Raw genomic sequence first — 25991 nt, 5'->3', positions numbered from 1 at the left:
CTTACCCCGAGAAATGATCGTATCCATGCAGCTGCCAATCAAGCGGCAGCCCGTTCCTTTCAAGTGTCACACTGTCTCCGGCCCGGATGTTTCCGATACAAGTCGCCTTCACGCCTGCATGAGACAAAGCCACATCCAGTGCACCACGGTGATGGGCCGGAACCGTAAAACAGAGTTCGTATTCTTCGCCGCTGGTGAGTGCCAGTTTCCCGGCAGCATCCTGATCGCCGCCACAGAATGACATCAGTTCAGCAGACAACGGCAGACGGTCAACATCAATCACCGCGCCGACATCCGACCGGTTGAGGATATGGCCCAGATCGGCAATCAGGCCGTCAGAAATATCCAGCGCAGCCGAGGCTATTCCACGCAGCGCTTGTCCGGCTAACACCCGGGGCTGCGGCTGATAATGCCGGTTCAGCAAATGCTCCGCCAGCTCAGGCTTAGTGCCCGTGACCTGCTTCAGTAAGACGGCCAATCCTGCCGCACTGTCACCGAGATTACCGGTGACATAAATCAGATCACCGGCACTGGCGCCGTGCCGGGTCAGCGCTTGCCCCTGAGGTACAAAGCCATGCACCGTCAGCGTCAGGCTCAGCGGTCCCTTGGTCGTATCACCGCCAATGAGCTGAACCTGATAGTAATCAGCCATCTCAAAAAAGCCGTCACAGAAGCGGGCCAGCCAGGATTCGTCCGCTTCAGGCAGAGTGATTGCCAGGGATACCCAGGCCGGTGTCGCCCCCATGGCCGCCAGATCACTCAGATTGGCTGCCAGTGCTTTCTTTGCCACCAGTGCCGGGTCCATACCCGCCAGAAAATGATTCCCGCATATCAGAGAATCGGTACTGACGGCCAGCTGGCAGCCAGCCGGGACTTCAAGCAAAGCACAGTCGTCGCCAATCGCCAGCGCAACATCACTCCGCTGAACCGGCTGACGGGCAAAATACCGGGCGATTAAATCGAATTCGTTACTAGCCATAGAAGGTCAGAAGTTCTTGATGGTCGTTGTACCCAGAAAAAAGGCCAGCAGAGCTGGCCTCAGTTTCGTTTTCAAAAAACGATTATGTTTTTTTACGCAGAACAGGTGCAAGTTTATCCAGCACACCATTCACAAACTTGTGACTGTCTTCAGCACCGAAAACTTTCGCCAGTTCGATTGCTTCGTTAATCACAACTTTGAACGGTACGTCTTCACGTTTCATGATTTCGTACACGGCCAGACGCAGCAGCGCCAGTTCCATCTGATCCAGATCCTGCAGCGGACGCGACAGATAAGGACGCATCTTGCTGTCCAGTTCCTGATGGTTCAGCACCACACCGGTAAACAGATCGCGGAAGTACTCCACATCGGTCTGTGGTGCAGCCAGAACAGGCGCTTCAGCCTGATGTGCTTCTTCTTCAAACTGTTCGCCAGACAGAAAATGCATTTCGATATCGGCAGCATTTCCTTTGGTGATTTGCCAGGAATAAATGGCCTGGACGGCAAAGTGTCGTGCGTTACGACGTGCGGCTGGTTTCACACTAACCCCCATTAGGATTCAATTTGGGACAGGACGTTTACCATCTCAAGCGCGCTGAGTGCAGCCTCTGCCCCTTTATTACCAGCCTTGGTACCGGCACGCTCGATGGCTTGTTCAATTGTGTCTACAGTCAGGACACCAAATGAAACCGGAGTGTTGTACTCCAGAGCCACCTGAGCCAGACCTTTATTACATTCACCGGCAACATACTCGAAATGCGGAGTACCGCCACGGATCACAGAGCCCAGTGCCACGATGGCATCATAACGGTCGCTTTTCGCAACTTGCTGGGCGACCAGAGGCAGCTCATAAGCACCAGGACAACGTACAACGGTAATGTTGTCGTCGCTTACCTGTCCCTGACGTTTCAGTGCGTCCAGCGCACCTTCCAGCAGGCTTTCATTGATGAAACTGTTGAAGCGACTGATAACGATAGCAATTTTTGCGTTGGGTGCCGCGATGGCGCCTTCGATTACCTTCATGGGCCTTCCTGTGACTATGTCTTTTCTTTCCGGATTGAGAAACCGCGGGAGTCTATCACAATTTATACGTGATACCAATTGACTTCACTGTCAAGTCATAAACCGCGGTAAAGTGCGATCCCGATTCCGGCACAGAGATGAATGAAAACAGTATGTTAAACGTATTTCAGGTTCAGGAGCACACCGCTCCTTTCCCCTTAGTTACAAATATATTCCACCACTTCCAGCCCAAAGCCGGACAGTGAATGGTAGCGCTGATTACTGGACGACAGCAGGCGCATCTTGCCAACCCCCAGATCAGCCAGGATCTGCGAACCCACACCCACCTGGCGTGACGGGTTCTTCGGATTCAGCTTCACTCCCGGCTGGCCGTCAGCCTGCGAAGCCATATGTTTCACTTTGGTGATGATGCCATCCTGAGTTTCATGACGATTCAGAATCACCATCACCCCGCCCTGGTCAGCAATCCGCTGCATCGCTGAAGGCAAAGTCCACTGGGACGCGCCTGAATGCAGAATGTCTTTAAAAGTATCCTGCAGATGCACCCGTACCAGCGTCGGGTTATCTTGCGAGACATTGCCTTTCCGCAATGCATAGTGGATCTGGTTGTCGATCGTATCACGGTAAGTGATCAGGTCGAACTCACCGAATTCTGTCGGCAGCACGCACTCGGCCACACGTTCTATCGTTGTCTCGTTGTTATTGCGATACTCAATTAAATCCGCAATGGTGCCCAGTTTCAGGCCGTGCTGAGCCGCAAACACTTCAAGATCCGGACGACGGGCCATGGTGCCATCCGGATTCAGAATTTCGACAATCACACTGGATGCTTCTAATCCGGCCAGACGGGCCACATCGCAGCCCGCTTCTGTATGACCAGCACGAGCCAGCACACCGCCTTCCTGTGCCATCAGCGGGAAAATATGTCCCGGCATCACAATGTCTGCCGGTGAGGCATCTTTGGCAACCGCTGCCTGTACGGTCCGGGCACGATCAGCGGCAGAAATACCGGTTGTCACCCCACGGGCAGCTTCAATGGAAATCGTGAAATTGGTACTGAATTGCTCGGTGTTGTCCTGCACCATCAGCGGCAGTTTCAGCTGCTGGCAGCGCGCCTGGGTCAGCGTCAGACAGATCAAACCCCGGCCATGGGTCGCCATAAAGTTAATCGCATCAGGTGTGATTTTTTCTGATGCGATAATCAGATCACCCTCATTTTCACGGTCTTCGTCATCCATCAGAATGACCATTTTGCCCTGACGGATATCTTCGATAATTTCCTGTGCGCTGCTTAACGCCATGTTGCAATCCCTCACCTTAGTTATTCTTTATGATAGCGGTTTAGCCGAGAAAGCCGCTCCGGGCCAGAAGTTCCATGCTGAGCTCTGACGAACCGCCAGCCTGTGCTGCTTTCTCTCCCAGCATCAGACGCTCCAGATAACGTGAAATGACATCCACCTCCAGATTCACCCGGCGGCCGGGTTTAAACCCGTCCATCGTGGTTTCGCCAGCTGTATGCGGCACGATCGTCAGCTTGAATTCCGCACCCCGCACTGCGTTTACGGTCAGGCTGATCCCATCAATGCTGACAGAGCCCTTCTCAGCAATGTATTTTGCCAGATGATCCGGCGCTTTCACCCAGAATTCAATGGCCCGGCCGGTTTGCGTGCGGGAAATAATTTCCCCCACATCATCTACATGGCCCGACACCATATGGCCGCCAAATCGGGTCGTCGGCAACATTGCCTTTTCCAGATTCACCGCCTGTCCCGGTTTGTAATCTTTAAAAGCAGTCCGGTTCAGTGTCTCCAGTGAGACATCTGCAACATACCCTTGACCGGTGAGGGCCACCACGGTCAGACAGACGCCGTTGGTGGCAATACTGTCACCCAGCTTGACATCAGACAGATCCAGCCGGCCACTGTTCACCGTGACGGAAATATCCTGCCCTTTCACTGTCAGCGCCTGAATCGTGCCAACAGCTTCAATAATACCTGTAAACATCCTAATACTTCCTTACTCTACGGCGCAGGTGTTTTGATACTGCCGCGAATGCGAATATCCTGCCCGACCATCCGAACGTCCTTCAGAACCAGTGACGGCACTTCTGACATCGCAGACAGGCCGTGCAAATCCATCAGGCCGCGGCTGTCGCTGCCCATCAGTTTCGGGGCCTGATACAGGATCAACTCATCCACCAGCCCGGCACGAACTAAAGCACCGGCCAGACCGGCGCCTGCTTCTACCCAGAGATGATTGATATCCTGACGGGCCAATGCCTGCATCAGCGCCGTCAGATCCAGCTGACCATTCTCCTGCACCGGGACAACCAGCTGTGAGACATTTTCCGGCCATGAAAGCGTATCTGCCTGCCCGCGGGCCAGCAGCACTTTCCCCGGCAGAGAAAACAAACGTTGTGTGGACTGAAGACGATTATGACTGTCGATAATCACCCGAACCGGCTGTCGCAATTCAGGCTGAGGATACTCGGATTGCGTCCGTTCCCCCAGCTCCTGCCAGCGAACATTCAAAGACGGGTCATCCGCCAGAACTGTGGCGCTGGTCGACAAGATCGCACCTGACTGCGCACGAAATCGCTGAACATCCGCTCTGGCTTCAGGACCAGTGATCCACTGGCTGTCACCATTGGCCAATGCTGTTCTGCCGTCAAGACTGGCTGCCAGCTTGAGCTGAACATAGGGCAACCCCGTTTTCATGCGTTTGATAAAGCCCGGATTGAGTGCCAGTGCATCAGCTTCCAGCAATCCTGTTTCGACTTCAATTCCAGCGTCTCTGAGCATGGTGACACCCCGGCCTGCAACCTGCGGATTCGGATCAACCATAGCGCAGATCACCCGGGAAACCCCAGCCGCAATCAGCGCTTCTGCACAGGGGGGGGTTCTACCGTAGTGGGAGCAAGGCTCCAGCGTGACATATGCCGTTGCGCCCCGGGCGTTTTCCCCGGCAGCACGCAGTGCAAAGACTTCCGCATGCGGTTCCCCGGCACGATAGTGAAAGCCTTCACCAATCACAGTGTCATCTTTCACGATGACGCAGCCGACATTCGGATTAGGGGCAGTGGTGAAACGGCCACGCCGGGCCAGACTGATGGCGCGACGCATCATGGCGTGATCGGTCGGTGTAAACATCTTGAATTATTTTTCCAGTTTGGCGATCGCTTCACCAAATTCCCGGATGTCTTCGAACGAACGGTACACAGAGGCAAAACGAATATAGGCGACTTTATCCAGTTCGATCAGCGCATCCATCACCAGGTTGCCGATCATATCGGATTTCACTTCGCGCTCTCCGGTCGCACGCAAGCGGGATTTGATCGTATTGATCGCTCGTTCAATGTCATCTGCACTGACCGGACGTTTTTCCAGTGCACGTTCAATGCCACCACGCAGCTTTTCTTCGTTAAACGGCTCCCGGCTGCCATTGGTTTTAATGACATGCGGCATCACCAGTTCAGCGGTTTCAAAAGTTGTATAACGCTCGCTGCACGCCAGGCACTGACGACGGCGCCGGACCTGATGACCGTCAGCGACCAGACGGGAATCGATTACTTTGGTGTCATTGGCACCACAAAACGGACAATGCATCTTGCCTCCTCAATTTCGTCGACTCAGTGTAACCCAAATCAACTGTCTTGAGAGGCGCAAAGCTAAATTTTTTATCAACAAAAACGGCATCCGATGGATGCCGTTTCACTATTCTGACCTAAATGTTGGTCTGTATTCAGCCTGACCTACTTACGCGTAAACTGGCAGACGCTTACAGATATCCAGCACTTTCGCTTTAGTTGCATCGATCACGTCCTGGCTCTCGATGTTGTCCAGCACGTCACAGATCCAGTTCGCCAGTGCTTTCGCGTCTTCCGTCGTGAAACCGCGACGGGTGATCGCTGGTGTACCGATGCGGATACCTGAAGTCACGAAAGGACTGCGAGGATCGTTAGGTACACTGTTCTTGTTCACAGTGATGTTCGCTGCACCCAGCGCGGCATCAGCTTCTTTACCTGTAATGTTCTTATCAATCAGGTCAACCAGGAACAGATGGTTCTCGGTACCGCCGGAAACGATCTTGTAGCCACGCTCCAGGAACTGACCCACCATGGCTTTGGCGTTATCAACAACACGCTGCTGGTAAGCTTGAAACTCAGGCTCCATTGCTTCTTTGAACGCAACGGCTTTGGCTGCGATGACATGCATCAGCGGGCCGCCCTGACCGCCAGGGAAAACGGCTGAGTTCAGTTTCTTGTACAGCTCTTCACCTGCATTTGACAGGATCAGACCGCCGCGAGGACCAGCCAGTGTTTTGTGCGTTGTTGTGGTCACTACATGTGCGTGCGGTACAGGGTTCGGGTAAACACCCGCAGCAACCAGACCTGCAACGTGCGCCATATCAACAAAGAAGTAAGCACCAACTTTGTCTGCGATTTCACGCATGCGCTTCCAGTCAACAATCTGAGAGTAAGCAGAGAAACCACCGATGATCATTTTCGGCTTGTGTTCCAGCGCCAGCGCTTCCACTTCTGCGTAGTCAATCTGACCTTGCTCATCGATACCATAAGGAATGATGTTATACAGCTTACCGGAGAAGTTCACAGGAGAACCGTGAGTCAGGTGACCACCGTGTGCCAGGCTCATGCCCAGAACGGTATCGCCGGCATTCAGCAGGGCCATGTAAACCGCACTGTTTGCCTGAGAACCTGAGTGTGGCTGAACATTCGCGTATTCAGCACCAAACAGCTGGCATGCACGATCAATTGCCAGTTGCTCAGCTTTATCTACATACTCACAACCGCCGTAGTAACGCTTACCCGGGTAACCTTCTGCGTATTTGTTGGTCAGTTGTGAACCCTGGGCTTCCATTACACGCGGGCTGGTGTAGTTCTCAGAAGCAATCAGCTCAATGTGCTCTTCCTGACGGGCTGTTTCTTCCTGAATGGCCGCAAACAGTTCCGCGTCATAATCAGCAATATTCATGTCACGCTTTAGCATCAGTCTCTCCTGACTCAGATAGTTCTCAAATTCGCTCACCTAAGTATCTGACAAAGTCAGACTCTTAGGTCAACGGGAAATAATCTGCATTTTTCCCGATTAGTGCTGAAAACACAACCCCAGACACCACGGCAACGCAAACGTTTTCGTCACGCCAGCAGATAAGTCGGCATTTTAGCGAAAATACTCCTTTTCAGATAGCCCCGAAATCGTTTTTTTATCCCCTTTTTTGTTCGTTTTTCTCATCTGGAAGATGAATTTCTTTCAAGTTTGCACAAACATCCATCAAAAAAATTACATCGTAAAATGTGAACGCAACCATAATGCGAAAATAATGATTTACAAAACCGTAAATTTTAAATTACAAACTGTATTTCTTTACCTTCAGCTCCGGGATTCATTTTTTCCAGCCACGCTATAACATATCGCGCGCATTTCCCCTCCAGTGCCGTCGCACTGACGTCACGCAGTATCAGAGGGGTATTTTTGGAGGTATCGATTGAAACACCGCGGCCACTCTCGCAAAGAAAACCTGATTGCCATTCTGACTGGCACATTCATTGTCGCGCAAGGCGTTTTTTTCTTACAACAGGCAAACTTACTGACAGGCGGAACAACCGGCTTAGCGCTGCTGATGACCCACTTTACAGATTTCAGTTTCGGTCAGCTGTACTTTGTCGCGAATATTCCGTTTTACATCATGGCCTGGTTCCGCATGAACCGCAGCTTTGCACTGACCAGTGTGTGCTGTGGAGCGCTGGTTTCAGTCATTACAGACAACCTGCACCATGTGGTGGCTATCAGCCAGTTTGATCCGGTTTACTGTGCCGTGATTGGCGGCTTGCTGATGGGATTGGGAATGTTGATTCTGTTCAGGCATAACACCAGCCTGGGCGGGTTTAACGTATTGGTGCTTTATCTGCAGGAAAAATTCGGCATTTCAGCAGGCAAGCTTCAGATGGGCATCGATATCTGCATTCTGATTTGCTCTTATTTCCTGATGACACCGACTATTCTGCTGTTGTCACTGCTGGGCGCTGTGATGCTGAACCTGGTTCTGGCCATGAACCACAAACCAGGCCGGTATCACGATGGCAAAGCCACCGCGGCCGTGACGAACGACTGATTACACAACGACTGGCTCATGCAGCAAACCGGCATGAGCCAGCTTGTCCAGCAAGACATCTTTTGCCTGACGGCGTAAGTCGCGATCCAGCGCATTGATATTTACCGCGAGCTGCAAAGGCTTCCCTTCCGCACACTCAACCTGCAGTTTCAGCTGATTTTTCACCATGGATACCGCAGAAATCTGAGAAAAAGGAATGCGATAGCAACCAAGCCAGGGATTGGGGGTGATAAACAACGCTTCAGGCGTAACCATCAGTGCCGTTTTCTTTTTCCCTGCCAGATTCCGGGCAAAAATAACCAGACCTGCCAGCACAGCCAGGCCGCCTAAAGGCATCCCCACAATCATCATCAGAATCCCGACGCCAGCCAGTCCGAAGGCCAGCGGATCTTCATCGCAAAAACCAAATTGCGGGTTTTCCGGCTTCAGTTCAGATTTCACATCCTGTACCTGCCGCAGCCGCCAGCGCTGCGCATCAGCCCAATAGCAAATATGGAAAATCAGCCCCAGCGGAAAAAGTACCACTGTTGCGAACAGGACCAGACACTTCCCCAGGAAAGCAGACTTTGTCAGCAGCTTCAGACTCAGAATCTGAGCAAAAACCGCCGCTGCTGCCAGCCATGGCCAGTATGACCATATTTCTGAAGAAATCGGGAGGACAGAAAAGGGAAAAAACTTCGGATTTGAGTGAATCAGTTTCGACATCAAAGGTGCAACGACGATCACCACTGCCGCAGCTGTCAGTACGGAGATGGCAAGGCCGCCATAAGTCGACAGGGACACGCGTTTCATGATGACTCTCCTTGCAGACATTGAAATAAACTTTCGGCCGTTGCGTCATTCCGATATCCGCGAAGACAGCCTAAGGCAACAATGCGACAGGGAAAATTGGATATTAAATGATCAAATCAACAATCAGAGACCGCTTCACAATCAGAGAACATCAAAAAAAGCACAGCCCCGGACAAAGCCGGGGCTGCAGCGGTGGGAGACATTGTGCGTCTCCGGAAATTCTTGCATAAATACAATCAGATGGCGTCTTCGTCTTCTTCACCGGTACGAATCCGGACTACGCGTTCAATATCAAACATGAAGATTTTACCGTCGCCGATCTTACCGGTTTGCGCCGTTTCAATAATCGTCTCGACACACTGCTCTGCCACATCATCACTGACCACAATTTCCAGTTTTACCTTCGGCAGAAAGTCGACCATATATTCCGCGCCACGGTATAACTCCGTGTGGCCTTTCTGGCGACCAAACCCTTTGACTTCGGACACAGTCATTCCCGTGATCCCCACCTCTGCCAGGGCCTCACGCACATCATCCAGTTTGAATGGCTTTATAATGGCTTCGATTTTTTTCATCTCACAATATCCTTTGCTGAGGGTCTGTTGACCCTGAGGTCTGCTGCCCCCGGGGCGGGGTCTCGGCGTGCAATCACCGATACCGGAAAGCCCCCATTATCACCGATTTTTCATTGAAAACTCAACGGCTCGCTGACAGACGGCCCATGATTTCCGAGCCGCCGGTAATTCCCGTCCCCATAAAAAAACCGCTGCACCTGGCAGCGGTTTGAGAATCAGCTGTCCGGCACGCAGCCAGCAGTGTTTTAGCCCAGATTGACACGGGCATTACGGAACATCCGCATCCACGGACTGTTCTCATTCCAGTCGTCCGGATGCCAGGAGTTCGCCACGGTACGGAAGACCCGCTCCGGGTGCGGCATCATGATGGTCACACGGCCATCCTGAGTCGTCAGACCGGTGATCCCATTCGGTGAACCGTTCGGGTTGGCCGGATAGTTCTGAGTCACCTTACCGTAGTTATCGAGATAACGCAGGGCAATGGTGCCAGACTGCTCAATCGCAGACAGGTGTTCCGCATTGCGTACTTCAACCCGGCCCTCACCGTGAGATACGGCGATTGGCATCCGGGAACCCGCCATCCCGTTGAAGAACAGCGAGTCGCTCTGCTGAACTTCCACCAGACTGAAACGTGCTTCGAAGCGCTCAGATTCGTTGCGGACAAAGCGCGGCCACAAATCTGCACCCGGGATCAAGTCACGCAGATTGGACATCATCTGGCAACCATTACACACGCCCAGTGCGAACGTATTGTCACGATGGAAGAAACGCTCAAACTGATCACGTGCCATGCTGTTAAACAGGATGGACTTCGCCCAGCCCTCACCGGCACCCAGGACGTCACCGTATGAGAAGCCGCCACAAGCCACCAGACCGTTAAAGCCGTCCAGCTCAACACGACCGGACAGAATATCGCTCATATGCACGTCACGGGCATCGAAACCGGCGCGGTCAAAAGCCGCCGCCATTTCAACATGGGAGTTCACACCCTGCTCACGCAGAATCGCCATCTTCGGACGCGCACCCGTCGCAATAAACGGCGCGGCGACATCTTCATTAATGTCAAAGCTCAGTTTGATGTTCAGGCCCGGGTCCTGACTGTCTTTCTTGGCTTCGAATTCCTGCAGGGCACCCGCTGGATTGTCACGCATAGCCTGCATCTGATAAGTCGTTTCAGCCCAGATTGTACGCAGTTCAGTCCGGTTCTGTTCCAGTACCCTATCGTTGCCGTTCCAGATACGCACGACATCTTCATCGACGACCGTACCCATCACATGGCTGCAGGCTTCCAGACCGAATTTCGCCAGCACATGCTCCACATGGGCCAGATCTTCCGTACGTACCTGCAGCACCGCGCCCAGCTCTTCGTTGAACAGGGCCGCCAGCACATCATCACAGGCATCAGCATCTGTGGTGTTCAGGTCGACTTCAACCCCGGTGTGACCGGCAAAGGCCATTTCAGCCAGCGTCACGTACAGACCACCGTCACCGCGGTCATGGTAAGCCAGCAGCTTCCCGTCGCGCAGCAGACTCTGAACGGCATGGAAGAAGCCTTTCAGCAGCTCAGGGCTGTCCACATCGGCTGGCTGGTCACCCAGTTGCTTGTAAACCTGTGCCAGCGCGGTCGCGCCCAAACGGTTCTTACCGCAACCCAGGTCAATCAGGATCAGGCTGGATTCGCCCTGGTCTGTCCGCAGCTGTGGTGTCACTGTTTTACGGACATCTTCCACACGGCCGAAAGCGGTGATAATCAGGGACAGCGGAGAGGTGACTTCTTTTTCTTCACCGTTCTCTTCCCACTTGGTCTTCATCGACATGGAGTCTTTACCGACCGGAATCGTCAGACCCAGCGCAGGACACAGCTCTTCGCCGACGGCTTTCACCGCTTCATACAGACCAGCATCTTCGCCCGGGTGACCGGCCGGAGACATCCAGTTTGCAGACAGTTTAATCCGCTTCAGATCGCCGATGTCGGCACTGGCAATGTTAGTAATCGCTTCACCGACGGCCAGACGGGCCGAGGCCGCAAAGTCCAGCAGGGCAACCGGCGTGCGCTCACCCATTGACATGGCTTCACCATGGTAAGTGTCGTAGCTTGCTGCCGTCACCGCACAGTTCGCAACCGGTACCTGCCAAGGACCCACCATCTGGTCACGGGCAACCAGACCGGTCACCGTGCGGTCACCAATGGTGATCAGGAAAGTTTTCTCGGCAACGGCCGGCAGGCGCAGCACGCGGTGTGTCGCTTCTTCCAGCACAATACCGCTGCGGTCAATGGCCGTTCCCTGTGCTTTTTGTGAGGTCACATCACGATGCATTTTCGGCGGTTTACCCAGCAGAATATCCATCGGCATATCAATCGGCGTATTGTCGAAGTGGCTGTCATCCAGTGTCAGATGACGCTCTTCTGTCGCTTCACCCACAACCGCATACGGTGCACGCTCGCGCTGACAGATAGCATCGAATACGGCCATCTGTTCCGGTGCAACTGCCAGTACATAACGTTCCTGGGATTCGTTACACCAGATTTCCAGCGGACTCATGCCCGGTTCATCGTTAGGTACATCACGCAGCTGGAACTTACCGCCACGCTCACCGTCGTTCACCAGCTCAGGCAGAGCATTCGAGATACCCCCAGCGCCGACATCGTGGATAAAGGCAATCGGGTTGTCATCGCCCAGCTGCCAGCAACGGTCGATCACTTCCTGACAGCGACGTTCCATTTCCGGGTTTTCACGCTGAACCGAGGCAAAATCCAGATCTTCGGCTGACTGGCCGGAAGCCATGGAAGAGGCCGCGCCGCCGCCCAGACCGATATTCATCGCCGGGCCGCCCAATACGATCAGCTTGGCACCGACTGGAATTTCTTTCTTCTGAACGTGCTCATCACGAATATTCCCCATACCACCGGCAATCATGATTGGCTTGTGGTAACCCCGGATTTCTTCGCCGTTATGAGAAGAAACCATTTCTTCATAGGTCCGGAAATAACCCAGCAGGTTCGGACGTCCAAACTCGTTGTTGAACGCCGCGCCGCCCAGCGGGCCTTCCAGCATGATATCCAGCGCCGTCACAATTCGGCCCGGCTTGCCAAAGTCGGTTTCCCAAGGCTGCTCAAAACCCGGAACGCGCAGGTTTGACACGGTAAAGCCAACCAGACCAGCTTTCGGCTTACCGCCGATCCCGGTTGCGCCTTCGTCACGGATTTCACCACCGGAACCGGTCGAAGCGCCCGGCCATGGGGAAATGGCTGTCGGGTGGTTGTGGGTTTCCACTTTCATCAGGATATGAGCCGCTTCCTGATGGTAGTTATACTGACGGTTTTCCGCATCCGGGAAGAAACGACCCACTTCAGAGCCCACCATGACTGCAGCATTATCTTTGTATGCTGACAGAACGTAATCGCTGTGTTGCTCGTAGGTATTTTTGATCATCTTGAACAGCGACTTTTCCTGATCGACACCGTCAATCGTCCAGTCTGCATTGAAGATCTTATGGCGGCAGTGCTCGGAGTTCGCCTGTGCGAACATCATCAGTTCGATGTCGTTCGGATTCCGGCCCAGTCTGGTGAAGTTTTCAACCAGATAATCAATCTCGTCTTCAGCCAGTGCCAGCCCGAGAGACAGGTTCGCTTCTTCCAGCGCCTGACGGCCACCGGACAGAATATCCACACTCTGCATCGGCGCAGGTTCAGCGTGTCGGAACAGGGCTTCTGCCTGACTGAAATCATCAAACACGACTTCCATCATGCGGTCATGCAGCAGACCTTGCAGCGTTGTTTGCTGGGCCTCGCTCAGCGCAGAGGAGGTCGCGACATAATAAGCCGTACCGCGCTCAAGACGTTTGATTTGTTGCAGACCACAGTTACGGGCAATATCCGTTGCTTTGGAAGACCATGGAGAAATGGTGCCTGGACGTGGGGTAACCAGCAGCAGCGTGCCGCTTGGTTCATGCTCGGCAATCGTAGGGCCATAGGTGAGCAGGCTGGTCAGGGTTTCCAGTGCCTGGCTGTCGAGCGGCGCAGCCAGCTCAGCAAAGTGCATGTACTCGGCATAAATACCTGTGACAGGCAGACCCGAGGCTTGGCAACGCGCCAGCAGTTTATTGACACGAAACTCAGACAGTGCGGGTGAACCACGCAAAATTTCCATGTGCGTACGACTCTCGATTAGCAATTGAATGAAGGTGATATTGGCCTGATCCCCACCCCGGGAGCCACGTCAATGCCACCTTGTTCAGCGCTGATTTCCCCCTTCGGTTCAGAGGAACGGCGGTAGTATACGGGAAAAGCGGGTGTGACGTAACACCTGACGCAACCGTTTGCGCGATTTTTTTTTCAATCCGTCGCCGATCGACAGCGATCTTTGACCACCTGCCCAAAAATGCGCAAATTTTCACCTATTATCCGGTCGCCGGATAAGATCAAATGGGGCTCAGCTTTGCCCGGAATGCGACCTTTGGTATAAAGGACCACTAAATAGACAGATGAGCATGAATTATTGAGACGGTTAGCTTTTTCCGCCAGACTGCGGAACCTGGTCGCTATCTTATTGACAAGCTTGATATTATCGGGATGTCAGTGGGAAAATGACACCCGCACAGAGTTGGAACGGATCCGCGACAGTGGCGTCCTCCGCGTCGGGACACTCAACAATCAGATTTCCTACTACATTGGTCCGGACGGCCCGACCGGACTGGACTATGACCTTGCCCAGCGTTTCGCCGACAAGTTAGGCGTCAAACTGGAAATGCAGCCGGTCTTCTCTCTCTCAGGTCTGTTCCCGGCCCTGACCCGCGGCGATGTCGATCTGCTCGCCGCCGGGCTGACCATGACACCGGAACGGGTCCGGTCTTTTCGTGCGGCACCCGCCTACTACTATGCCAGTCAGATTCTGGTCTATAAGAAAGGGGAGTGGCGCCCGCGTGATGTCGACGATCTGGCCCAGAATAAAGGCCAGCTGGTTGTCGTGCGGGATTCCAGCCATGAAAAGAACCTGCTGGAGCTCAAAAAAGATCACCCGGCCCTGACCTGGCATGCCGTTGATGAAGTCGACAGCGAAGAGCTGCTCAGACAAGTCGCTGTCGGCGAACTGGATTATACCGTCGCTGATTCTGTGGATGTTGCCCTGAGCCAGCGGATTCATCCGGATATCGCCGTTGCGCTGGAACTGACCGATGATCAGCCGATCGGCTGGTTCCTGAACCCGAGCAATGACGACAGCCTGTATGCGCTGCTGATTGAATTTTTCGGCGAGCTCAAACAGAGCGGCGAACTGGCGAAACTGGAAGAAAAGTATTTCGGCCATGTCGATCAGTTCGACTATGTCGATACCCGGGCATTTCTGCGCGCTCTGGAAAGTAAACTGCCGCGCTGGGAAAGTATCTTCAAAAAGTACGCCGACGAGTTTGACTGGCGCCTGCTGGCGGCGCTTTCTTATCAGGAATCGCACTGGAACCCGAGGGCCGTTTCTCCGACAGGTGTCCGCGGCATGATGATGCTGACACTGCCAACCGCGAAATTAGTCGGTGTCCAGAACCGTCTGGATCCGGAACAAAGTATTCGCGGGGGAACGGAATATCTGAGAAAAATGATCGCCCGAATCCCGGACAGCATTGAACCGCATGAAAAAGTCTGGTTCGCGCTGGCGTCATATAATGTCGGATATGGCCATATGATGGATGCCCGTCGTCTGACCAAGAAGCAAGGGGGTAACCCGGACGCCTGGAGTGATGTCAAACAGCGGCTGCCGTTACTGCGCCAGCGGAAGTTCTACCGCCAGACCCGCTATGGTTACGCACGCGGTGATGAAGCCCTGCTCTACGTGGAAAATATCCGCCGGTACTATCAGAGCATCATCGGCTATGAACAGGCACACAGCCAGCCCCTGAACAGTGAAGGGATCCGGCTGGTTGACGACTGGCAGACCATTGCCCCGGTTGAAACGAATGACAACGGGACGACCCTGCTTGAGCAGGCGGCAGACAATGCTATCGAAGCCGTGATCGAAAACACCCAGCCTCAAAAAAACGTGAGTCGCTGATCAACCCCGACCGGGGGGCTGCCAGGCCACCCGGCATTTAATCTTCCTGATGATTGTCCTGCGGTTCTGCAAGCCGGCTGGCTTGTTTCAGTGCTTTTTTCTCGGCACGGCGCCGTTTAAAAAAGGCCTGCAGCTGCTGACGGCATGCATCTTCCAGCATCCCACCCTGAAACGCCACATGATGATTCACCCCGGTATAACTGAGCATGTTCATCACACTGCCCGCTGCACCGGTTTTGGGATCCGGTGCGCCGTATACCACCCGGCCAATCCGGCTGTGCACCATGGCCGCTGCACACATCGGGCAAGGTTCCAGGGTAACATAGAGCACGACATCCAGCAGACGATAGTTAGCCAGCACTTGACCAGCCTGACGTAACGCCATGATCTCGGCATGCGCCGTGGCATCATGCTGACCAATCGAGCGGTTCCAGCCTTCACCAATCACTTCACCATTGAGGACAGCCACAGCCCCGACCGGCACTTCACCTTCGGCTTCTGCCCTGCCCGCCAGCTCAATGGCCCGCTGCATGAAAAATTCGTCCTGACTGCTTGTGTCGCTCACTTTGGTTCTCTGCTGTGACTTCCGGGGCGTCGGATTATAAGCGATGCGCCTCACGCCCACCAGCATCGTCCAGCAATCCGGCAGGCTCCACATTAGGCACAACGCGTAATTCTCACCTACTTTATATGAATCATGACAATGACAAAGTGAGCATGCCATGGAAACGATCAAATCCCGGGCTGCAGTCGCCTGGGGGCCCAACCAGCCTCTGACCATCGAAGAAGTCGATGTTGAGCTTCCCAAAGCCGGGGAAGTGCTGGTTCGTATTGTGGCATCCGGAGTTTGCCATACCGATGCCTTTACGCTGTCTGGTGAAGATCCGGAAGGAATATTCCCGGCCATCCTCGGTCACGAAGGCGGCGGTATTGTCGAAAAAGTCGGCCCGGGGGTCACCACGGTTCAGGTTGGGGACCATGTGATTCCCCTCTACACACCGGAATGCGGCGAATGTAAGTTCTGTTTATCCGGCAAAACCAACCTCTGCCAGAAAATACGCGACACCCAGGGCAAAGGCCTGATGCCGGACGGCACGACCCGCTTTTCTCTGAACGGTGAACCGATATTCCATTACATGGGATGCTCTACTTTCTCGGAATACACCGTGCTGCCCGAAATCTCCCTGGCCAAAGTCAATCCGGCGGCGCCACTGGAAGAGATCTGCCTGCTGGGCTGCGGAGTCACCACCGGCATGGGCGCCGTACTCAACACCGCCAAAGTGCATCCGGGCGATACCGTGGCAGTCTTCGGCCTGGGCGGTATCGGCCTGTCGGTCATCCTCGGGGCAACCATGGCCGGCGCTTCGCGCATCATCGGGATTGATGTGAACGAACATAAATTTGCCCTGGCAAAAAAATTTGGCGCGACAGACTGCATCAACCCCAACGAAAACGACAAGCCCATTCAGGACGTGATCGTTGAACTGACGGACGGCGGCGTCGACTTCTCTTTTGAATGCATCGGCAACGTGAAGGTCATGCGTGCAGCACTGGAGTGCTGCCATAAGGGCTGGGGCGAGTCGGTGATCATCGGGGTCGCCGGAGCCGGACAGGAAATTTCGACCCGTCCTTTCCAATTAGTCACCGGCCGGGTCTGGCGCGGGACAGCCTTTGGCGGCGTGAAAGGCCGGACACAACTACCCGATATCGTCGAGCGATATCTGAACCATGAATTCCAGCTGCATGATTTCATCACGCACACCATGCCGCTGGAGGACATCAACCAGGCATTCGAATTGATGCATCAGGGAAAGAGTATCCGTTCCGTCATTCACTACTGAGTTGTGAGGATGGCATGAAGAACGAACTTGTCAGCAACAACAAAAGCTTTGGCGGCTGGCACCAGCAATGGCGGCATGTGTCAGATGATCTGAAGTGCACGATGCGCTTTGCCATTTATCTTCCGCCGCAGACAGAAATAGGAGAAAAAGTGCCCGTGCTCTACTGGCTGTCGGGCCTGACCTGCACCGATGAAAATTTCATGCAGAAAGCGGGGGCGCATCGGGTCGCTTCCGAACTGGGCATCGCCATTGTTGCACCGGATACCAGTCCGCGAGGCGAGCAAGTTCCGGATGATCCTGAACAGGCATACGACCTCGGCCTCGGGGCCGGTTTCTATGTAAATGCCACCGAGCCCCCCTGGCAGCAGCACTATCAGATGTATGACTATGTGGCCGATGAACTGCCCGCGCTGATCGAAGCACAGTTTCCGGTCACGCAGCAGCGGGCGATTGCCGGGCACTCCATGGGCGGCCATGGCGCACTGGTGATCGCATTGCGCAATCCATTACGATACACCTCTGTATCTGCCTTCAGCCCCATCAGCCATCCGATAAAGACCCCCTGGGGCCGGAAAGCCTTTGCGAATTATCTGGGTCCGGATGATGGCGTCGTCTGGCAACAGTATGATGCCTGTGAGCTGCTCGCCCTGAGTACACCCCATCTGCCGGTACTGGTGGATCAGGGAACCGCGGATGAATTTCTCAGCCACCAGCTCAAACCCGGCGCCCTGCTGAAGGCCGCCGAACAGGCAGACTATCCGATTAACCTGCGCATGCAACCCGACTATAATCACAGCTATTACTTCATAGCCAGTTTCATCGAAGACCACCTGCGATTTCATGCCCAGTATTTCAGACCATGAATCGAAAAACGCCCGGCATCAAGCCGGGCGTAACCATTCAGAGTCTGATGATTTCTTCGCTTTAGAAACCCAGTGGCAGACTAAAGGCAAAGAAGATCACCAGCAACGCCGACCACAACACCAGGAATGCAGCGGAGTAAGGCACCATCATGCTGATCACATCCCCAAACTTCAGTTCAGGTTTGTACTTCCGCATAAAGGCCAGAATCACCCCGGCATAGGTCATCATTGGTGTGATGATATTGGTGGCAGAGTCCGCGACACGGAAGGCCGCCGTCACCATGTCCGGCGTCATGTTTGGATTCACCTGATACAGCATCGGCACGAAGATCGGTCCCAGCAGCATCCACTTGGAGGTCATCCCGCCCACAAAGAGGTTGATGAATGCAGTCGTCAGAATAAAGCCAATGATCAGCGCAATCGGGAACGACTGTAACCCCAGTGAACTCAGGAAAGTCGCCCCCAGGTAAGTGACGTAAGTACCCAAACCGGAATAGCTCAGCATCGCCAGAAAGTTGTAACAAAAGAAGGTCAGCACCAGGATGTATCCCATGGTGTTCATCTGTTTCACCATCGCTGTCACGACATCCTGCAAAGACTTGAACTTCCGCGTGGTAATGCCGTAGCACAGACCCACAACGACAAACACAAAAGAGATCAGCAGAATGACATTGTCCAGATATGGTGTGACTTCGCGGCCGGCTGCATTGGTATAAGACGCCAGCGGACCGGTTGCCAGCAGGTAAATCCCGAGCAGCGCCGCAAGCAGGCCAAGACCAGCCATCCGCAGACCTTTCTGCTCACGATCCGTCAGCTGAAAATCATCCAGTTTCAGATCATCCGGCAGCTGATAGTCCATTGAAGACAAACGCGGGGCAATAAAGCGGTTGGTGATCCAGCCACCAATCACGGTCAGCACAATGGTCGAAACAAAAATGAAGTAATAGTGCATGGTTGCCGGGTTCAGCGGCTCACCGCTGGCCGTTGTGAACGGAACGCCCTGTGCTTCTGCAAAAATACGGGCGTTCACGCCCAGAATCACATCAGAAGGCGTCGCCGGGATCAGGTTGGCACTGAAACCAGCCGAAACACCGGCAAAGGCCGCCGCCATACCAATCAATGGGTTTTTACCCAATCCGGCATACAGCAGACCCGCCAGCGGGATCAGCACCAGATAACCGGCATCGCTGGCAATCGAGGACATAATCCCCAGGAAAACCACCATATACGGCAACCAGCGATCACTGATGCGCAGGCCAACTTTCTTGATCAGTGCCGACAACAGACCCGAATGCTCTGCAATCCCTACAGCCAGCATCACAATCAGAATGACACCCAGAACACCACGGCCAAAAGCCAGCCAGTTTTGCAGCAATGCATTGTCAAACAACCAGCGAACATGCTCAGTATCCGTCATGCTCTTGATAGTATGAGTCACACTACCGCCATCGGCGCCCATCACTTCAAACTGCATGCCACCAATCAGGCTTGTCAGAACCAGAATGAAGGCGAAAAGAAACATGAAGATCACGACAGGATCCGGAATTTTTTGTCCCGCACGTTCTATGAACTTAATCACGCCCCGCGAGTTCTTCGCCGGGCTCAGGAGCTCACTCATAGTTGTACTTCCTTATTAAATCGAATGAGTAGAAAGCTGGAGAGTACTCGATTGTCATAATTCAGTAAAACTAATCCAGATGCATTTTTTAGTTATAAAGCCCACATTAACAAATTATTACAGAATAATTATCCACACATTGATTTATTAAAAGATTGTTAAACCAACATCTGAGCCGTCTCTTTTCGGGCGTTGCCGTCAACCCAAAAGGCACCATCAAAGCACCTTGATTCAATAAATATGAACCGAAATGAATATAAAAATACCTGCTCGATTCTGTCTCCGACAACAATCACCATTACTTTATTGCCGATTTGCAGAAATAACCTCGGGTGCCAAGGTCGTCCGATCGCCTGCAAAGCATAGCAGCAGGCCTGAAACCATCAGACAGAGTATCCCTGCACAGAACATGACGAAACCAAAGCTGTCTGCCATCGCAGATTGATAGAGAGAACCATAATGTTCGGCCAGCCGGTCTGTGTGCACCGGAAAAATGTTATCTGTCACTGCCCGCTCTGCCATTTCGGCAGCGTCAGCTAATCCAGCCACTTTTCCGGCAACCGTCAACGTATGAACAGCATGAATGCTCATGATGCTGCCCAAGAGGGCAATCCCCATTGTCATGCCGGTTTGCCGCAATGCATTCATAGTAGCTGAAGCAATGCCAGCACTTTTCGGCGGGGCTCCGCCCATCACCATCATGCCAGTCGCAGGGACCGACAACCCAGTGCCCAGCCCCAGTAAGGCGAAAGTCACTGCGATAACACCAAATGAGGTGAACGGCGTGAAGCTCACCATGACACACAAGGCGACCCCGACACATGTGTAACCTGCGACCATCAGCAACTGAAGGGAAAAACGGGCTGCGAGGCGCCCAAACATCAAAGAGGCCACAGCCATAACCGAAAATTCCGACATCATCTGCCACCCGGTCTGCGCAGGTGAGTATCCTTGCGCCTGCTGGAGAAACAGAGACAGGAAAAAAAGGCTGCTGTAACTGGAGAATCCGAGTACAAACGACGCTGTATTGGCAAGTGCCAGAGATCGATTCCGGAACAACCGGACTGGCAATAACGAACGCCGGACGCGACGCTCTACCCAGATAAAAGCACAGAAACCTGCCAACGCAATACTCAGCGACACCAGTACATCATCAGATAAAGCTCCTTGCTCACCGATTTTGATCAAACCATAACTGAGCATGCCCAGCCACAACATACTGAGCACCTGCCCTGCCGGATCAAATGCGGCCAGTTCCGGATGCTTACGCTCAGTAATCCCCCATGCTCCGAGCATGAAGGCAACAATGCCAAAGGGGACATTCACAAGAAAAACACTTTCCCAGCCAAAATGTTCGACCAATAACCCGCCGGCCAAAGGGCCAGAAATGAGTGCCAGCGCACTAAATGCCGACCAGCCTCCGATCGCACGCGCTCGCTGATGCGGTTCAGTAAATGCATGCGTCAGGATCGGCATCGCCCCCGGGATCAGCAATGCGCCGGCAACGCCCTGAATCGCCCGCCCCCACAAAAGCGTTTCCAACCGGCCGGCTGCGGCACAGGCCAGAGAGCCAATCACAAACAAAAGTACACTGCCCAACCACACCCGTTTATGGCCATACCTGTCACCCAGGGGCCCTGCCGACAACATCACCGCTGACAGCGCAATCGCATAGATGTTTACCACCCACTGTAATCCCGCCAAGTCTGCATGTAGCGCTGACTGAAGGGTTGGCAGCGCGACATTGACGATACTGATATCCAGAGTCGCAAGAAATGTCCCCAGATAGGCTGCTGCAACTAGAGCATGAACACGATATTTCTGCATTGCGAACCACCGGTCAAAAATCGATATTGAGATTAATTCTCATCTTATGATCCGACCGACCGTCGGTCAATGGATTTATTCAGACCACAGTTCGCCTGGCAAATCGACTGACACACCACTGATCGTGTTGCGGCGATATAGTCGATCGCATACCATCGACCGACAGACGGCCGATGCCAACGCGCTAAATCGCCTGATGCATCCTCCGGATTTTCTCTGCCTGATGATTATTGATAACTGCCGCAAGTGAGCACAATGAAACAGCAAAAAACGCCTCGCACCAAACCCGCTGAAGTACGTCTGAACGAACTGATGGCTGCCGCAGAAAAGCTGTTTTTGGAGAAGGGTGTTGAAGCAACAACGATCAACGAAATCGTCAAACTTGCCCAGGTCGCAAAGGGAACCTTTTACCACTACTTCACCTCCAAGAATGAACTGCTTGGGGCCATGGGTGAGCTCTATACCGTCCGATTTTTAAATCGTCTGGAAGAAGCGGTTGAAGCCTGTGCACCGGATGACTGGCAGAAGCGTTTATGTACCTGGATTTACACCAGTGTGCTGGTGTACGTCGAGACCTACCGTACGCACGACATCGTTTATACCCATCACCATGATCGGAGCAATCCGGAGAGAAATGTTCTTCTGACGCAACTGGAAGGAATTCTACAGGGAGGCATGCAAGCTGGTCTCTGGACATTGGAGCAACCACGCATCACGGCCTTAATGATCTATCATGGCGTGCATGGTGCCACCGATGAAGCCATTACGCTCAACACGGAAAATTATGAATCGTATGCGCGTGACGTGACCTCTGTGTGTCTTCGACTGGTGCAACGCGCTGACCGCAACAACGAAAATCACATCTGTGTCTTCCGATGATGATATTCAAGTTTCATCACAATACTGAGACTTCGATATCGCCGGATAAAAACAAAAAAAAGTCCGCTATTCAGCGGACTTCGATATACTTCATGCCTGTAAGTGTCAGACACTGTTCAGTGGCACATTATTCCCACTCAATGGTTGCCGGTGGCTTACCGGAAACGTCATACACAACACGGGAAATGCCATCGACTTCGTTGATGATCCGGTTCGATACCCGACCCAGGAAGTCATATGGCAGGTGTGCCCAATGTGCAGTCATGAAGTCGATCGTTTCGACAGCACGCAGAGAGACAACCCAGTCGTACTTACGACCGTCGCCCATCACACCCACAGAACGCACTGGCAGGAAGACGGTGAAGGCCTGAGAAACCTTGTTGTACAGGTCAGCTTTGTGCAGCTCTTCAATGAAGATTGCATCCGCACGACGCAGCAGGTCACAGTAATCTTTCTTCACTTCGCCCAGAACACGCACGCCCAGACCCGGACCCGGGAACGGGTGACGGTACAGCATGTTGTACGGCAGGCCCAGTTCCAGACCAATCTTACGAACTTCGTCTTTGAACAGCTCTTTCAGCGGCTCAACCAGACCCATCGCCATATCTTCAGGCAGACCGCCCACATTGTGGTGCGACTTGATCACGTGCGCTTTACCGGTCTTTGATGCAGCCGATTCAATCACATCCGGATAAATCGTGCCCTGTGCCAGCCATTTTGCGTTTTTCAGTTTCTTCGATTCTTCATCGAAAACATCGACAAAGACGTGACCAATGATCTTGCGCTTGGCTTCCGGATCCGCTTCACCAGCCAGTGCAGACAAGAAACGTTCTTCGGCATTCACATGGACAATGTTCAGACCAAAATGGTCACCGAACATTTCCATGACCTGCTCACCTTCATTCAGACGCAGCAGACCATTGTCGACAAACACACAGGTCAGCTTGTCGCCGATCGCGCGGTGGATCAGCATCGCCACAACAGAAGAGTCAACACCACCGGACAGGCCCAGAATTACTTCGTCATCACCGACCTGCTCTTTAATACGGGCAATCGCATCATCAATGATCGAAGAAGGCGTCCACAGTTTTTCACAGCCACAGATGTTCAGCACAAAGTTTTCCAGCAGACGCTGACCCTGGCGTGTGTGGGTCACTTCCGGGTGGAACTGCACACCGTAGAAATGTTTTGCTTCGTTTGCCATAGCAGCGTATGGACAAGTTGAAGTGGCTGCGACTTTCACAAAGTCAGCCGGAATCTCAACCACTTTGTCACCGTGGCTCATCCAGACGTCCAGCAGCGCATTGCCGTCTTCTGCAACCGCATCTTCGATATTCTTCAGCAGTGCCGTTGGTTCAATGACTTCAACCTGCGCATAACCGAACTCACGCAGATCGGAACCGGCAACTTTACCGCCCAGTTGTTCCGCCATCGTTTGCATGCCGTAGCATACACCCAGAACCGGAACACCGGCTTCAAAAACATATTGTGGTGCACGCGGAGAGTTTTCTGCCGCCACACTCTCCGGACCGCCAGACAGGATAATACCGTTCGGATTGAAATCGCGGATATCCGCCTCATCCACATCCCAGCTCCACAGCTCACAGTACACACCGATTTCACGGATACGACGGGCAATCAGTTGGGTGTATTGGGAACCGAAGTCCAGAATGAGGATACGTTGATCATGAATATTTGTGGTCATTCAGGCAGTCTCAAATATCTATTGCAATCAAAAGGAGCGATCAGCCAGCGGCGTACCGCTCCGGAAAAATTCGTCGGTGTTGACGAAGACCGGCGACTACAGTCACCGGTCTCAACGTTGTCTATATCAGCCCAGACGGTAGTTCGGAGCTTCTTTGGTAATGGTCACATCGTGAACGTGTGATTCCTGCATACCAGCGCCGGAAATACGTACGAATTCAGCCTTGGTGCGCAGGTCTTCAATGGTCGCAGAACCGGTCAGGCCCATGCTTGAACGCAGGCCGCCCATTTGCTGGTGCACGATTTCTTTCAGGTGACCTTTATAAGCCACGCGGCCTTCAATCCCTTCAGGAACCAGCTTGTCAGCTGCATTGTCTGTCTGGAAGTAACGGTCAGAAGAACCTTTAGACATTGCACCCAGAGAGCCCATGCCACGGTAAGATTTATATGCACGGCCCTGATACAGTTCCACTTCACCCGGTGCTTCTTCAGTACCGGCAAACATAGAACCCACCATCACACAGGATGCACCAGCTGCAATCGCTTTACACATATCGCCCGAGAAACGGATACCGCCGTCGGCAATCACCGGAATGTCATACTCATTTGCAACTGCGGCAGCATCAGCAATGGCTGTGATTTGCGGAACACCAACACCGGTGACAATACGTGTGGTACAGATTGAGCCCGGGCCAATCCCGACTTTCACTGCACTGACACCCGCTTCAATCAGGGCCCGGGCACCTTCAGCTGTCGCCACGTTACCGCCAACAATTGGCAGCTCAGGGAAAGCAGCACGGGTTTCACGGATACGCTGCAGTACACCTTCAGAATGACCGTGAGATGAGTCAATCAGCAGCACATCCACACCGGCTTCAACCAACGCTTTCACACGCTCTTCGTTGCCTGCACCGGCACCAACCGCGGCACCAACTCGCAGACGGCCCTGCTCATCTTTACAGGCGTTTGGCTTACGCTCTGCTTTCTGGAAGTCTTTAGCCGTAATCATACCTTTCAGCTGGAACTTGCTGTTCACAACCAGTACTTTTTCGACGCGATGCGCTTGCATCACTGCTTCAACTTCTTCGCGGGAAGCCCCTTCCTTCACAGAAGCCAGACGCTCTTTCGGCGTCATCACGCTTTCGACTGTCTGAGTCAGATCGGTAACGAAGCGAACGTCACGGCCGGTGATAATCCCCACCAGCGCATGATTGTCATCAACCACAGGGTAACCGGCAAAGCCGTTTTCTTCGGTCAGACGCTTCACATCAGCAATGGTCTGGTAAGGTTTCACCGTCACCGGTTCCTGAACCACACCCGCTTCAAATTTCTTCACCATGCGCACTTCACGTGCCTGTTGTTCGATTGACATATTCTTGTGAATAAAGCCAATCCCCCCTTCCTGGGCCAACGCAATCGCCAGACGGCCTTCAGTGACTGTATCCATAGAGGCAGACACCATCGGGATATTCAGCGAAATAGTTTTGGTCAGACGGGTGCGCAGATCCGCAGTGTTAGGAAGTACAGTCGAGTGTGCCGGAACCAGCAGGACATCATCAAAGGTCAAAGCTTCTTGTTTGATACGTAACATCGCAATATCTCACACCATGTAAGGTTTTAAAGAAGGGATAAAATATTGCGGACGAATTATACGTACCAAGCAAACGTTTGGCTAGAAAAAAATAAAAAAAATTAATTGACACTTTTAACTTGATAC

21 protein-coding genes are annotated in these 25991 nt (G+C 53.2%); 5 read left to right on the top strand and 16 right to left on the bottom strand.

Features of this window, described 5'->3' with window-relative positions; all coding sequences use genetic code 11:
• Position 1: 1 nt before the first annotated feature.
• The 8 genes from thiL to glyA form a co-directional block, all read right to left on the bottom strand.
• Complete coding sequence (gene thiL / locus SPK40_RS11995) at positions 2-979, bottom strand: thiamine-phosphate kinase (RefSeq protein WP_330960609.1); 978 nt, start codon at positions 977-979, stop codon at positions 2-4.
• 82 nt (positions 980-1061) lie between these two features.
• The gene (gene nusB, locus SPK40_RS11990; protein ID WP_330960608.1) at positions 1062-1532 is read right to left on the bottom strand and encodes a transcription antitermination factor NusB; all 471 of its coding nucleotides are present in this window, start codon (positions 1530-1532) and stop codon (positions 1062-1064) included.
• Positions 1532-2002, bottom strand: a complete 471-nt coding sequence (gene ribH / locus SPK40_RS11985; RefSeq protein WP_036749961.1) for a 6,7-dimethyl-8-ribityllumazine synthase — start codon at positions 2000-2002, stop codon at positions 1532-1534. The genes nusB and ribH overlap by 1 nt, the downstream gene beginning before the upstream one ends.
• Positions 2003-2199: 197 nt before the next feature.
• Positions 2200-3303 carry a bifunctional 3,4-dihydroxy-2-butanone-4-phosphate synthase/GTP cyclohydrolase II gene (gene ribBA, locus SPK40_RS11980; protein WP_330960607.1) on the bottom strand — a complete coding sequence of 368 codons (1104 nt, stop codon included), beginning with the start codon at positions 3301-3303 and terminating at the stop codon, positions 2200-2202.
• Between the two features lie 40 nt (positions 3304-3343).
• The gene (locus tag SPK40_RS11975) at positions 3344-4006 is read right to left on the bottom strand and encodes a riboflavin synthase (RefSeq protein ID WP_248141183.1); all 663 of its coding nucleotides are present in this window, start codon (positions 4004-4006) and stop codon (positions 3344-3346) included.
• A 17-nt stretch (positions 4007-4023) separates the two neighbouring features.
• Positions 4024-5151, bottom strand: coding sequence for a bifunctional diaminohydroxyphosphoribosylaminopyrimidine deaminase/5-amino-6-(5-phosphoribosylamino)uracil reductase RibD (gene ribD / locus SPK40_RS11970; protein ID WP_330960606.1), 1128 nt, complete (start codon positions 5149-5151; stop codon positions 4024-4026).
• Positions 5152-5157: 6 nt separating this feature from the next.
• Complete coding sequence (gene nrdR / locus SPK40_RS11965) at positions 5158-5607, bottom strand: transcriptional regulator NrdR (RefSeq protein WP_330960605.1); 450 nt, start codon at positions 5605-5607, stop codon at positions 5158-5160.
• A gap of 150 nt (positions 5608-5757) precedes the next feature.
• Positions 5758-7008 carry a serine hydroxymethyltransferase gene (glyA, locus tag SPK40_RS11960; protein WP_248141185.1) on the bottom strand — a complete coding sequence of 417 codons (1251 nt, stop codon included), beginning with the start codon at positions 7006-7008 and terminating at the stop codon, positions 5758-5760.
• A gap of 499 nt (positions 7009-7507) precedes the next feature.
• Here glyA and SPK40_RS11955 point away from each other — a divergent pair, with 499 nt between their 5' ends.
• Positions 7508-8134 (top strand): YitT family protein, encoded by a 627-nt coding sequence (locus SPK40_RS11955; RefSeq protein ID WP_248141186.1) that lies wholly within the window; start codon positions 7508-7510, stop codon positions 8132-8134.
• Here the strand turns inward: SPK40_RS11955 and SPK40_RS11950 are convergent, their stop codons facing one another.
• The 3 genes from SPK40_RS11950 to purL all read right to left on the bottom strand — a co-directional run bounded on the left by SPK40_RS11950 (position 8135) and on the right by purL (position 13652).
• Entirely contained in the window at positions 8135-8926 is a 792-nt protein-coding gene (locus tag SPK40_RS11950; RefSeq protein ID WP_248141187.1) for a hypothetical protein, read from the bottom strand.
• 236 nt (positions 8927-9162) lie between these two features.
• Positions 9163-9501 carry a nitrogen regulatory protein P-II gene (gene glnB, locus SPK40_RS11945; RefSeq protein WP_248141188.1) on the bottom strand — a complete coding sequence of 113 codons (339 nt, stop codon included), beginning with the start codon at positions 9499-9501 and terminating at the stop codon, positions 9163-9165.
• A 245-nt stretch (positions 9502-9746) separates the two neighbouring features.
• Entirely contained in the window at positions 9747-13652 is a 3906-nt protein-coding gene (purL, locus tag SPK40_RS11940; protein ID WP_330960604.1) for a phosphoribosylformylglycinamidine synthase, read from the bottom strand.
• 399 nt (positions 13653-14051) lie between these two features.
• Here purL and mltF point away from each other — a divergent pair, with 399 nt between their 5' ends.
• Positions 14052-15542, top strand: a complete 1491-nt coding sequence (mltF, locus tag SPK40_RS11935; protein WP_248141190.1) for a membrane-bound lytic murein transglycosylase MltF — start codon at positions 14052-14054, stop codon at positions 15540-15542.
• Positions 15543-15579: 37 nt separating this feature from the next.
• On the opposite strand, the gene tadA is transcribed toward mltF, so the two are convergent.
• The gene (gene tadA, locus SPK40_RS11930; RefSeq protein WP_330960603.1) at positions 15580-16107 is read right to left on the bottom strand and encodes a tRNA adenosine(34) deaminase TadA; all 528 of its coding nucleotides are present in this window, start codon (positions 16105-16107) and stop codon (positions 15580-15582) included.
• 157 nt (positions 16108-16264) lie between these two features.
• On the opposite strand from tadA, the gene SPK40_RS11925 reads away from it, so the two are divergent.
• Together SPK40_RS11925 and fghA are read left to right on the top strand one after the other, a co-directional pair.
• A complete protein-coding gene (locus SPK40_RS11925; RefSeq protein WP_305885149.1) occupies positions 16265-17383 on the top strand; it encodes an S-(hydroxymethyl)glutathione dehydrogenase/class III alcohol dehydrogenase in 1119 nt (372 codons plus the stop codon).
• 14 nt (positions 17384-17397) lie between these two features.
• Positions 17398-18246, top strand: coding sequence for an S-formylglutathione hydrolase (gene fghA, locus SPK40_RS11920; RefSeq protein WP_330960602.1), 849 nt, complete (start codon positions 17398-17400; stop codon positions 18244-18246).
• Between the two features lie 61 nt (positions 18247-18307).
• Here the strand turns inward: fghA and SPK40_RS11915 are convergent, their stop codons facing one another.
• Together SPK40_RS11915 and SPK40_RS11910 are read right to left on the bottom strand one after the other, a co-directional pair.
• Positions 18308-19864, bottom strand: coding sequence for an AbgT family transporter (locus tag SPK40_RS11915; protein WP_330960601.1), 1557 nt, complete (start codon positions 19862-19864; stop codon positions 18308-18310).
• A gap of 303 nt (positions 19865-20167) precedes the next feature.
• Positions 20168-21691: an MFS transporter gene (locus tag SPK40_RS11910; RefSeq protein WP_330960600.1), complete on the bottom strand. Its 1524-nt coding sequence runs from the start codon at positions 21689-21691 to the stop codon at positions 20168-20170.
• A gap of 255 nt (positions 21692-21946) precedes the next feature.
• Here SPK40_RS11910 and SPK40_RS11905 point away from each other — a divergent pair, with 255 nt between their 5' ends.
• The gene (locus SPK40_RS11905) at positions 21947-22570 is read left to right on the top strand and encodes a TetR/AcrR family transcriptional regulator (RefSeq protein WP_330960599.1); all 624 of its coding nucleotides are present in this window, start codon (positions 21947-21949) and stop codon (positions 22568-22570) included.
• 127 nt (positions 22571-22697) lie between these two features.
• Here the strand turns inward: SPK40_RS11905 and guaA are convergent, their stop codons facing one another.
• Together guaA and guaB are read right to left on the bottom strand one after the other, a co-directional pair.
• Positions 22698-24275: a glutamine-hydrolyzing GMP synthase gene (gene guaA, locus SPK40_RS11900; RefSeq protein WP_330960598.1), complete on the bottom strand. Its 1578-nt coding sequence runs from the start codon at positions 24273-24275 to the stop codon at positions 22698-22700.
• A gap of 126 nt (positions 24276-24401) precedes the next feature.
• Positions 24402-25865, bottom strand: a complete 1464-nt coding sequence (guaB, locus tag SPK40_RS11895) for an IMP dehydrogenase (protein ID WP_248141196.1) — start codon at positions 25863-25865, stop codon at positions 24402-24404.
• Between the last annotated feature and the right edge of the window lie 126 nt (positions 25866-25991).

Origin of the sequence: Photobacterium sp. 53610, from assembly GCF_036409375.1 — a bacterium.
In the GTDB taxonomy this organism is placed as follows: Bacteria; Pseudomonadota; Gammaproteobacteria; order Enterobacterales; family Vibrionaceae; genus Photobacterium.
This window is presented reverse-complemented; position numbering and strand designations above follow the sequence as displayed.

Bases quoted from the DNA above. Each gene is read 5' to 3' on its own strand.
- thiL (WP_330960609.1), bottom strand. From the start codon at position 979: ATGGCTAGTAACGAATTCGATTTAATCGCCCGGTATTTTGCCCGTCAG.
- nusB (WP_330960608.1), bottom strand. From the start codon at position 1,532: ATGGGGGTTAGTGTGAAACCAGCCGCACGTCGTAACGCACGACACTTT.
- ribH (WP_036749961.1), bottom strand. From the start codon at position 2,002: ATGAAGGTAATCGAAGGCGCCATCGCGGCACCCAACGCAAAAATTGCT.
- ribBA (WP_330960607.1), bottom strand. From the start codon at position 3,303: ATGGCGTTAAGCAGCGCACAGGAAATTATCGAAGATATCCGTCAGGGC.
- SPK40_RS11975 (WP_248141183.1), bottom strand. From the start codon at position 4,006: ATGTTTACAGGTATTATTGAAGCTGTTGGCACGATTCAGGCGCTGACA.
- ribD (WP_330960606.1), bottom strand. From the start codon at position 5,151: ATGTTTACACCGACCGATCACGCCATGATGCGTCGCGCCATCAGTCTG.
- nrdR (WP_330960605.1), bottom strand. From the start codon at position 5,607: ATGCATTGTCCGTTTTGTGGTGCCAATGACACCAAAGTAATCGATTCC.
- glyA (WP_248141185.1), bottom strand. From the start codon at position 7,008: ATGCTAAAGCGTGACATGAATATTGCTGATTATGACGCGGAACTGTTT.
- SPK40_RS11950 (WP_248141187.1), bottom strand. From the start codon at position 8,926: ATGAAACGCGTGTCCCTGTCGACTTATGGCGGCCTTGCCATCTCCGTA.
- glnB (WP_248141188.1), bottom strand. From the start codon at position 9,501: ATGAAAAAAATCGAAGCCATTATAAAGCCATTCAAACTGGATGATGTG.
- purL (WP_330960604.1), bottom strand. From the start codon at position 13,652: ATGGAAATTTTGCGTGGTTCACCCGCACTGTCTGAGTTTCGTGTCAAT.
- SPK40_RS11925 (WP_305885149.1), top strand. From the start codon at position 16,265: ATGGAAACGATCAAATCCCGGGCTGCAGTCGCCTGGGGGCCCAACCAG.
- fghA (WP_330960602.1), top strand. From the start codon at position 17,398: ATGAAGAACGAACTTGTCAGCAACAACAAAAGCTTTGGCGGCTGGCAC.
- SPK40_RS11915 (WP_330960601.1), bottom strand. From the start codon at position 19,864: ATGAGTGAGCTCCTGAGCCCGGCGAAGAACTCGCGGGGCGTGATTAAG.
- SPK40_RS11910 (WP_330960600.1), bottom strand. From the start codon at position 21,691: ATGCAGAAATATCGTGTTCATGCTCTAGTTGCAGCAGCCTATCTGGGG.
- SPK40_RS11905 (WP_330960599.1), top strand. From the start codon at position 21,947: ATGAAACAGCAAAAAACGCCTCGCACCAAACCCGCTGAAGTACGTCTG.
- guaA (WP_330960598.1), bottom strand. From the start codon at position 24,275: ATGACCACAAATATTCATGATCAACGTATCCTCATTCTGGACTTCGGT.
- guaB (WP_248141196.1), bottom strand. From the start codon at position 25,865: ATGTTACGTATCAAACAAGAAGCTTTGACCTTTGATGATGTCCTGCTG.